The organism is Streptomyces sp. NPDC046727, assembly GCF_040645635.1.
Lineage (GTDB): Bacteria > Actinomycetota > Actinomycetes > Streptomycetales > Streptomycetaceae > Streptomyces.
Genome location: NZ_JBEYYR010000108.1, coordinates 1 through 1,008, shown reverse-complemented (window position 1 = coordinate 1,008; position 1,008 = coordinate 1). Strand labels below are relative to the sequence as shown.

General features: G+C 52.9%; 1 protein-coding gene and 2 tRNA genes. 1 reads left to right on the top strand and 2 read right to left on the bottom strand.

The genetic code is table 11. From position 1 onward, the window contains the following. Positions 1-88: 88 nt before the first annotated feature. Together ABZ937_RS42900 and ABZ937_RS42895 are read right to left on the bottom strand one after the other, a co-directional pair. Positions 89-173: transfer RNA gene (locus tag ABZ937_RS42900), tRNA-Tyr, on the bottom strand. A 25-nt stretch (positions 174-198) separates the two neighbouring features. Then, positions 199-274, bottom strand: a tRNA-Thr gene (locus tag ABZ937_RS42895). Between the two features lie 396 nt (positions 275-670). On the opposite strand from ABZ937_RS42895, the gene ABZ937_RS42890 reads away from it, so the two are divergent. Then, the coding region (locus tag ABZ937_RS42890; protein WP_361701141.1) for a GNAT family N-acetyltransferase at positions 671-1,008 on the top strand (338 nt) is incomplete at its 3' end.

The following is a 1,008-nucleotide window of genomic DNA, read 5'->3' as shown; positions in this document are numbered from 1 at the left end:
GCTCGAACCTTGTCGAAGCTTCTCATCCTCCCCCTCGGCGTTTAATGATATTTCGGCTTTCGCTTCAAGTTCATCAACAGAGAAAAGATGGTGGTGGGGGAAGGATTCGAACCTTCGAAGTCTGTGACGGCAGATTTACAGTCTGCTCCCTTTGGCCGCTCGGGAACCCCACCAGATTTTAACTACTTGTGACTTGAATGGTGCCGGCTACCGGAATCGAACTGGTGACCTACTGATTACAAGTCAGTTGCTCTACCTACTGAGCTAAGCCGGCATCAAGTGCAGCGCATTCTAGGTAGAGCGGACGGCCTATGCAACAAAAAAATTGCTTTACGCGCACTTTCGCTCACAAATCAGTCAATTTTGCATGCTGTCATGCAATTCGCAGCCTGCGGCGTGCAAACATTCATCACTTGCGGCAATCATTCTCTACAATTTTATCCACTTTTTGCAAGCATTGAGAGCCCCTTTCTCCGTGTCGGGCTTCTCAAAACACGTAACCTGCGTCGGTAAACCGTGAGCGGGATCGATGCACCAAAAAGAGGATCGCTGCCCAGGTTCGTGGCGTGAACTACACTTATTGCTCGCTCTTTCGCCGTGGCTATGCCTTTCGTCGTTCTGGCGCAGTTATTGCTTATCTTCATTACCCCCATCTCTGGAGGAATGACCGATGAAAATAGTGCCTATCAACGCCGCTACGCTCCCGATTTATCGCGATGAATTGGCTCGCCTGTTGACCGATGCGGTCACCCACGGTGCTTCAGTGGGCTACGACACCTTAATCCCGCATGAAGACGCCGAGAGTTACTTCCACAGCCTGCGTCCCGCCTTGGCCAAAAGCGAGCTGCTATTGTGGATTGCCCGCGACGAACGCGGCGTCGTTGGCACCGTGCAACTCGAGCTCTGCCAGAAACCGAATGGCCGTAATCGTGCGGAGGTGGTGAAGCTATTGGTGCATAGCCGCGCTCGCCGCAACGGCGTAGGTCTGGCGCTGATGAAGACGTTGGA